Source organism: Arthrobacter sp. AD-310 (genome assembly GCF_054656615.1).
On the sequence record NZ_BAAHNO010000024.1, the window covers coordinates 46,513 to 54,995 of the forward strand.

Here is an 8,483-nt window from a genome sequence, read left to right on the forward strand (position 1 = left end):
CTGGCTTTGAATCCCCGCCCACCCTAAGGTGGGAACGTGACTGAGCCTATTGTTGACGCCGCCCCTGCCATCGATTTTGACCTGAAGACCCTGCCCAAGGTTTCCCTTCACGACCACCTCGACGGGGGCCTGCGTCCGGCCACCATCATCGAACTGGCCGAGGCCGTTGGCCACACCCTTCCCTCTACCGACCCCGTTGCACTGGGGCAGTGGTTCCGCGAGTCCGCGGACTCCGGGTCCCTGGTCCGCTACCTGGAAACTTTCGACCACACCGTGGCCGTGATGCAGACGCACGAAGGCCTCTACCGGGTGGCCAAGGAATTCGTTGAGGACCTGGCGGACGACGGCGTGGTGTACGGCGAAGTCCGGTGGGCGCCGGAACAGCACCTGCAGAAGGGACTCACCCTGGACGAAGCCGTCGAAGCTGTCCAGGAGGGCCTGGAAGCCGGCGTCGAGGCAGTCAGCGAAAGCGGCCGCGAAATCCAGGTGGGACAGCTGATCACGGCCATGCGCCACGCCGACCGCGGCCAGGAGATCGCCGAACTCGCGGTCCGCCACCGCAACCGTGGAGCCGTGGGTTTTGACATCGCCGGGGCCGAGGACGGCTTCCTGCCGGCCCGCTTCAAGGATGCCTTCACCTACCTGGCGCAGCAGAACTTCCCGGCCACCGTCCATGCAGGCGAGGCCGCAGGCCTGGACAGCATCCAGTCCGCCCTGGTGGACGGCCGGGCGCTGCGGCTGGGCCACGGCGTGCGCATCGCCGAGGACATCATGGTGGAATTCGAGGACGACGCCGAGGACACGGTGGGCCTGGTCACCCTGGGCGACCTCTCCAGCTGGATCCGCGACCGCGGTATCGCCCTGGAAATTTGCCCGTCCTCGAACCTCCAGACCGGTGCCATCGCCGGCTTCGGCGAAGGCATCGAGAGCCACCCCCTGGACATGCTGTACCAGCTGGGCTTCAACGTCACCATCAACACCGACAACCGGCTCATGAGCGGCGTCACCCTCACGGACGAATTCGAGCTCCTGGTGGAAACCTTCGACTACGACCTCGACGACCTCCTGGAGCTCACCCTGAACGCCGCCGAAGCATCCTTCCTGCCCCTGGAGGAGAAGGAGGCGCTGGTTGAATACATCAACGACGCCTACGCCAACCTTGGCTGAAACCCCGGTTGAACGCCTCATGGAGGTGATCGGGCAACTGCGTGAGCACTGCCCCTGGATGGGAGCGCTGACGCACGCCTCGCTGGTCGAGTACCTCATCGAGGAGGCCTACGAGGTAGCCGAGACCATCGAAACCGAAGGCCCCGACGAAGAGCTCCGGGCGGAGCTGGGCGACGTGCTGCTCCAAGTGGTGCTGCATGCCCGGCTCGGCCAGGAGCGCGGAGCTTTCGGGTTCGACGACGTCGCGCGCGGCCTGGTTGCCAAAATGGTCCGCCGGAACCCGCACGTGTTCCGGCCGGACGGTACCCTGCAGGACAGCTTCCCGGCGACGGTGGAGGAGATCGTCCGGAAATGGGACGCGGTCAAGCAGGCCGAACGGCCCGGGCCACGCAACCCGTTCGAAGGCATCCCCCAGGCGCTGCCCGCGCTGGCCAGGGCGCAGAAGTCGGTCGACCGCGCAGCAAGGGCACAAGCCGCGCTGCCGGCGGCGGCGCCCATCCCGGAAACCGAAGACGCGCTGGGGGACTGGCTGCTCGCCGTCGTACGCTCGGCGCACATGGCAGGATTCGACGCCGAACGGGCCCTGCGCGGGGCCGTGCGCCGCTACCAGCAGGACAATTCCCAGGAGCCAACCCCATCATGACGTCCGGGTCCGGTTAGGTTTCCGTAACCCGCACCACTCTCGACTACGCTAGTCCGTGACGAATACGTCGAGTTTTCCGCCAGATTCCCCCCGTTAATCGCCCATAAGGAGCAAATTCATGGCGCTTATCGATGCCATCCACGCACGCGAGATCCTCGATTCCCGTGGCAACCCGACCGTAGAAGTCGAGGTCCTGCTCTCCGACGGCCAGATCGGCCGCGCAGCAGTTCCCTCCGGCGCTTCCACCGGTGAGCACGAGGCTGTCGAGCTGCGTGACGGCGACAAGGGCCGTTACCTCGGCAAGGGCGTGCAGAAAGCCGTTGACGCCATCATCGACCAGATCGCCCCGGCCCTGACCGGCTTCGACGCCACCGACCAGCGCAGCATCGACCAGGCCATGCTGGACCTGGACGGCACCCCCAACAAGGGCAAGCTGGGCGCCAACGCCATCCTCGGTGTCTCCCTGGCCGTGGCCAACGCGGCTGCCGCCTCCGCTGACCTGCCGCTGTACAAGTACCTGGGCGGCCCCAACGCGCACGTCCTGCCCGTGCCGCTGATGAACATCCTGAACGGTGGCTCGCACGCGGACTCCGACGTCGACATCCAGGAATTCATGATCGCCCCGATCGGCGCCGAAACCTTCTCCGAGGGACTGCGCTGGGGCGTCGAGGTTTACCACAACCTCAAGTCCGTCCTGAAGGACAAGGGCCTCTCCACCGGCCTGGGCGACGAGGGCGGCTTCGCCCCGAACCTGCCCTCCAACCGCGCCGCCCTGGACCTGATCCAGGAAGCCATCAAGAACGCCGGCTACACCCCGGGCAAGGACATCGCCCTGGCCCTGGACGTCGCCTCCTCCGAGTTCTTCAAGGACGGCGCCTACCAGTTCGAAGGCAAGTCGCTGAGCTCCTCCGAGATGAGCGCCTACTACGCCGAACTCGTGGCCGACTACCCGCTGGTGTCCATCGAGGACCCGCTGGACGAGAACGACTGGGACGGCTGGAAGACCCTCACCGACGCCATCGGCGACAAGGTCCAGCTGGTGGGTGACGACCTCTTCGTTACCAACCCCTCCATCCTGCAGCGCGGCATCGACACCAAGACCGCCAACTCGCTGCTGGTCAAGGTCAACCAGATCGGCTCCCTGACCGAAACCCTGGACGCCGTCAGCCTGGCCCAGCGCGCCGGTTACACCACCATCACCTCCCACCGCTCCGGCGAAACCGAGGACACCACCATCGCCGACATCTCGGTGGCCACCAACGCCGGCCAGATCAAGACCGGCGCCCCGGCCCGCTCCGAGCGCGTTGCCAAATACAACCAGCTCCTGCGCATCGAAGAGGAACTCGACGACGCCGCACGCTACGCCGGCCGCAGCGCTTTCCCGCGTTTCAAGGGCTAGTAGCCGCGCAATCCAATAAACGGTGGCTATGGTTGAAAGACCATAGCCACCGTTGTTGTTTCAGCAGCACCGGTCCAGCCCAGACAGTGGCGGCCGCCGCCCGGCCGCGTTTCAGGAGTGTCATGGCTACGCGCCGCCCCAAAGTCCCCAAGGTCAGCCCCGCCCGTCCGGCAGGGGAAAAGTCCGACGGCGGCGGGTCCCCGGACGGCGCCCACGTCATCCAGGCGGATTTCGGCCCGGCCAAGGACAAAGCGGCCCGGGACCCGGAGGCCCGCACCGGCGGGAAGCCCGGCCCGAAGGGCCGCGACGGTCACAAGGCGGGGACGTCCCGCCCGGGCGCCGCACGCAAGGGAAGCAGCGCCGACGCCGGCCACGCCGCCTCCGAGGACCAGCAGCCAGTCCCCGCCAAGGCATTTTCGGGCCGGATGCTGGCCCTGGCCGTGGTGATGATTGCCATCACCATCATGCTGGCCCCCACGGTCAAGATCTTCTTCGACAAGAAGGCCGAAATCGATGCGCTGAACGCCGATATCGCCGCCCGGGAAGCCGAAGGCGACATGCTCCGCCAGCAGGTCTCCCGGTGGCGCGACCCCAACTACGTCAAACAGCAGGCCCGCGACCGCATTAACATGGTTATGCCGGGCGAAACCGGCTACTGGGTCTTCGGCAGCGATCTGCCGGCCGGAGAAACCAGCAGCCAGACCGCCGCCGCAGCACAAGACCCCGCCGATCTGCCGTGGGTGGATTCCCTGTGGGAGTCCATCACGCGCGCGGCCACAGACTGAACCGCAAGAGGAAGGACGGCCCGCGACAGTGGAACACAACACGGCAGCCGCCCGGGACGAATCCCGCCAACCGACCGCACACGACCTCGAAGTACTGAGCCGGCAGCTGGGCCGCCCGGTCCGTGACGTGGTGGAAATCCCTGCGCGCTGTGTCTGCGGAAACCCGCTGGTGGCGGCCACCGCCCCACGGCTGAGCAACGGAACCCCGTTCCCCACCACCTTCTACCTGACCCACCCGGTGATCACCTCCGCGGTGTCACGGCTCGAGGCGGCCGGTGTTATGAACACCATGAACGACCGGCTCGCCGGAGACCAGGAGCTTGCCGCTTCGTACCGCGACGCCCACGAGGCCTACCTTGCCGCCCGCGATGCCATCGGGCAGCGCTCGGGCATCGGCGCAGTCCCCGAAATCGACGGGATCTCCGCCGGCGGCATGCCCACGCGGGTCAAGTGCCTGCACGTCCTCGTGGGACAATCACTCGCCGCAGGCCCGGGCGTCAACCCGCTCGGCGACGAGGCACTGGAGCAGATCAGTGAGTGGTGGACGGCGGACAGATGCTACTGCGACGGCGCCTGGGACACCACAGGAGAAGCCCCGTCCAAGGACCTTAGCCGCCACGGTCCCCAGGGCCTGCCCGGCATCGTCGGCCGACCGGCCCCCGTCCGGAAGTCCGCCAGCCAGGAGGCAGCCCAGTGACCCGGGTAGCTGCAATCGACTGCGGGACCAACTCCATCCGCCTGCTGATCGCCGACACAGACCGCAGCAACGGCACCACCCTCAAGGACGTCTGGCGTGAGATGCGCGTGGTCCGCCTCGGCCAGGGCGTGGACGCCACGGGTGAACTGGCCCCCGAAGCACTCGAACGCACCTTCGCCGCCACTGCCGACTACGCCCGCCTGATCCGGGAGCACGGCGCCCGGGCTGTCCGCTTCGTAGCCACTTCCGCCAGCCGGGATGCCCGGAACCGGGACGTGTTCGTGGCGGGCATCCGCGACCTCCTGGGCGTGGAACCGGAAGTGATTTCCGGGGATGAGGAAGCCGCGCTGTCATTTGCCGGCGCCAGCAGCGTCCTGCCCATCCTGGACGGTCACCAGGTGCTCGTGGTCGACCTTGGCGGCGGCAGCACCGAGTTCGTCCTGGGCACCACCAACGGGGTCACCGCCGCAAAGTCCGTGGACATCGGCTGCGTCCGCCTGACGGAACGGCACCTGCGGGACGATCCGCCCACCGCCGAACAAATCGCCGCAGCGGAAGCCGACGTGGACGCCGCCATCGACCTTGCCTGCCAGGACGTTCCGCTGGAACGGGCCACCGCCGTCGTCGGTGTTGCCGGGTCCATCACCACCATCACGGCCCACGCGCTCCAGCTGCCCGAATACAAGCCGGACGTCATCCACGGCACCGACCTGCCGATCGCGACGATCGGCGCGGCGGCCACCGACCTGCTGGGCATGGTCCGGTCCGGGCGGGCCGCACTGCCGTACATGCACCCGGGGCGGGTGGATGTCATCGGAGCCGGGGGACTGGTCTGGCGCCGGATCCTCGAACGCGTGAACGGGCTCAGCGGCGGACGGATCACCAGCGCAACGGCGAGCGAGCACGACATCCTTGACGGCATCGCCCTAAGCATCGGCTGAGCCGCATGCGATCATCGACTCATCCCGTACTGCCTGCCGGGAAGGCTATACGCAGGACAGGAGCCGCGGTGCTGGCCCTGGTCCTTGCCGCCTGTTGCCTCTGTACCGGCCTGTTCAACGCACCTGCCGCGCAGGCTGACGAATGGCGGGACAAGCAGTTCTGGCTCGCCGAGTCGGGCATCACCAAGGCCTGGGAAGTGTCCAAGGGCGCCGGGGTCAAGGTTGCCGTCATCGACAGCGGCGTGGACGCGCAGCATCCCGACCTCAAGGGCGCCGTGGTCGGCGGCTACGACGCCTCCGGGTCCGGCCAGCCCGACGGCCAGAAGAGCGTTGGCGGCAAGCCCGAGCACGGCACGCTTGTGGCCACCATGCTCGCCGGCCGCGGCCACCAGCCCGCGAGTCCCTCGCCCAGCCCTTCCCCGGGACCTGCCGGCCCTGCCCCGGACGGCATCATCGGCGTTGCCCCGGAGGCGCAAATCCTTTCCGTGTCCACCTGGCTCGGGTCCCAAAATCCCTCGGGGAAGAGCGACCAGGACCAGATTCCCGAGGCCGTCCGGTGGGCCGTGGACAACGGCGCAAAGGTCATCAACATCTCCCTCGGCAGCACCACGCCGCAGTGGCCGCAGAGCTGGGACGCGGCGTTCCTTTACGCCGAACAAAAGGATGTGGTCATCGTGGCCGCGGCGGGCAACCGGATCGGCGGCAACATCCAGGTGGGTGCCCCGGCGACCATCCCCGGCGTCCTCACAGTCGCGGGACTGGACCGGAGCGGGACGGCCAGCGTGGACGCCTCGTCCCAGGGCATCAGCATCGGGGTTGCGGCACCGGCCCAGAACCTGTTGGGCGGCCTGCCCGGGGGCGGCTATGCCGAATGGGCCGGCACTTCCGGTTCCACCCCCATCGTGGCCGGCGTCGCGGCCCTGATCCGCTCGAAGTGGCCAGCCATGAGCGCAGAGCAGGTCATCAACCGGATCGTCTCAACGGCCAAGGATGCCGGGGCGCCGGGGAAGGACCCCCTGTACGGCTATGGCATCCTGAACGCCGAGGCCGCGCTCAAGGCCGATGTCCCGGAAGCGAAGGCCAACCCCCTGGGGACCATCGCGGAATGGATCCGCGTCCACCGGCGCGGAAACCTGGCCACACCTGCTCCGGTGCCCACCGCCGAGGTGCCCAGCGCTGCACCAACCCTGCCGAGTCCGACCATGCCCGCCGTGAAGGCGCCCTCACAACGCGACTCTGCCATCGGCGCCGCCGTCGTGATTGGTTTCGCCCTGCTCTTCGTGGCAATCATTGCCGCCGCGGCGGTCCAGCTGCGGAGGGCTGCCCGCCACCCTGCCGGCACCGGGGAAGACCCCGAAACGGGAGTGATTGAGACGGTGGACTCGGGCCAAAAGACCTGACATTCCCGGCCCCGGCGGCAGTTAGTGAAGATTTTCACAAACTAGGTTATCCTTGAACCATGGCAACCACCCCAGAGCTCCAGGACCGTCCCAGGGTACTCGTCGTCGGCGGCGGGTACGTCGGCCTGTACGTAGCACTCAAACTGCAGAAGAAGATCGCGAACGCCGGTGGCATCGTCACCCTCGTGGATCCACTGCCCTACATGACTTACCAGCCGTTCCTGCCCGAGGTGGCCGGCGGCAACATCGAGGCCCGTCACGCTGTGGTGTCCCACCGCAAGCACCTCAAGGAAACGGAACTCATCCAGGGACGCGTCACGTCCATCGACCATGCCAACCGCACCGCGGTTGTGGCCCCGGCTGACGGCGGCGGGAACTTCGAGGTCCCGTACTTCGACGTTGTGCTGGCCGCAGGTGCCATCACCCGCACCTTCCCCATCAAGGGACTCGCGGACAAGGGCATCGGCCTGAAGACCATCGAGGAAGCCGTTGCGCTGCGCAACAAGGTCCTTGAGCGGATCGAGCTTGCCTCCACCATGACCGATCCTGCCGCCCGCGCCAGGGCGCTCACCTTCGTTGTGGTCGGTGGCGGTTTCGCCGGCATCGAATGCATCACCGAGATGGAGGACCTGGCCCGCGCCGCGGTCCGCAACAACCCCCGCATCAAGCAGGAGGAAGTCCGCTTCGTCCTGGTCGAGGCCATGGGCCGGATCATGCCCGAGGTCACCGCCAAGCAGGCCGAATGGGTTGTCGAGCACCTCCGCAGCCGCGGCATCGAGGTCCTGCTCAACACCTCGCTGGACAGCGCCGAGGGCACCCTCAAGCTCATCAACCTGCCGGACAAGACCCCCGCGCAGGAATTCGAAGCCGACACCCTCGTGTGGACTGCCGGCGTGCAGGCCAACCCGATGGTCCGTTCCACCGACTTCCCGCTGGAGCCCCGCGGCCGCGTCCGCGTCCTGCCGGACCTGCGCATCGCCGGCGACGAAGGCATCGTGGAGAACGCCTGGGCCGCCGGTGACATCGCCGCGGTTCCCGACCTCACCGGCAAGGGCCTGCCGGACGGCACCTGTGTGCCCAACGCCCAGCACGCCCTCCGCCAGGCCAAGCGCCTTGCCAAGAACCTCTGGGCCTCCCGCTGGGAGAAGCAGCTGAAGGACTACAAGCACAAGAACCTTGGTGCTGTAGCCGGCTTCGGTGAATGGAAGGGTGTTGCCAACATCAACCTCATCGGCAGCATCGGCCTCAAGGGCGGGCTCGCCTGGCTCGCCCACCGCGGCTACCACGGCCTGGCCATGCCGACGTTCGAGCGCAAGTTCCGCGTGATCCTCAACTGGATCATTGCGTTCTTCGCCGGACGCGACACCACCCAGCTGCTGGACCTGGACAACCCGCGCGGCGCCTTCGTCGCGGCCGCGACCCCGGCGCCGAAGCCCGCCGCTGCCCCCGCG

8 protein-coding genes are annotated in these 8,483 nt (G+C 67.7%); all 8 read left to right on the top strand.

The window, feature by feature from the left end:
• The first annotated feature begins 36 nt into the window (after positions 1 to 36).
• Positions 37 to 1,167, top strand: a complete 1,131-nt coding sequence (locus tag ACYQ1Z_RS14855) for an adenosine deaminase (protein ID WP_459793319.1) — start codon at positions 37 to 39, stop codon at positions 1,165 to 1,167.
• A gap of 19 nt (positions 1,168 to 1,186) precedes the next feature.
• Complete coding sequence (locus ACYQ1Z_RS14860; RefSeq protein WP_459793328.1) at positions 1,187 to 1,810, top strand: MazG nucleotide pyrophosphohydrolase domain-containing protein; 624 nt, start codon at positions 1,187 to 1,189, stop codon at positions 1,808 to 1,810.
• A 118-nt stretch (positions 1,811 to 1,928) separates the two neighbouring features.
• Positions 1,929 to 3,209 (top strand): phosphopyruvate hydratase, encoded by a 1,281-nt coding sequence (gene eno / locus ACYQ1Z_RS14865; protein WP_459793320.1) that lies wholly within the window; start codon positions 1,929 to 1,931, stop codon positions 3,207 to 3,209.
• Between the two features lie 122 nt (positions 3,210 to 3,331).
• A complete protein-coding gene (locus ACYQ1Z_RS14870; protein WP_459793321.1) occupies positions 3,332 to 3,994 on the top strand; it encodes an FtsB family cell division protein in 663 nt (220 codons plus the stop codon).
• 28 nt (positions 3,995 to 4,022) lie between these two features.
• Entirely contained in the window at positions 4,023 to 4,691 is a 669-nt protein-coding gene (locus tag ACYQ1Z_RS14875; protein ID WP_459793322.1) for a DUF501 domain-containing protein, read from the top strand.
• Positions 4,688 to 5,632: a Ppx/GppA phosphatase family protein gene (locus ACYQ1Z_RS14880; RefSeq protein ID WP_459793323.1), complete on the top strand. Its 945-nt coding sequence runs from the start codon at positions 4,688 to 4,690 to the stop codon at positions 5,630 to 5,632. The genes ACYQ1Z_RS14875 and ACYQ1Z_RS14880 overlap by 4 nt, the downstream gene beginning before the upstream one ends.
• Before the next feature lie 5 nt (positions 5,633 to 5,637).
• On the top strand, positions 5,638 to 7,032 hold the full coding sequence (locus tag ACYQ1Z_RS14885) for a S8 family serine peptidase (protein ID WP_459793324.1): 1,395 nt from the start codon (positions 5,638 to 5,640) through the stop codon (positions 7,030 to 7,032).
• Between the two features lie 59 nt (positions 7,033 to 7,091).
• On the top strand, positions 7,092 to 8,483 hold a 1,392-nt coding region (locus ACYQ1Z_RS14890), incomplete at its 3' end, for an NAD(P)/FAD-dependent oxidoreductase (RefSeq protein ID WP_459793325.1).

Coding starts and splice junctions, on each gene's coding strand:
- ACYQ1Z_RS14860 (WP_459793328.1), top strand. CDS start 1,187: ATGGAGGTGATCGGGCAACTGCGTGAGCACTGCCCCTGGATGGGAGCG.
- eno (WP_459793320.1), top strand. CDS start 1,929: ATGGCGCTTATCGATGCCATCCACGCACGCGAGATCCTCGATTCCCGT.
- ACYQ1Z_RS14870 (WP_459793321.1), top strand. CDS start 3,332: ATGGCTACGCGCCGCCCCAAAGTCCCCAAGGTCAGCCCCGCCCGTCCG.
- ACYQ1Z_RS14885 (WP_459793324.1), top strand. CDS start 5,638: ATGCGATCATCGACTCATCCCGTACTGCCTGCCGGGAAGGCTATACGC.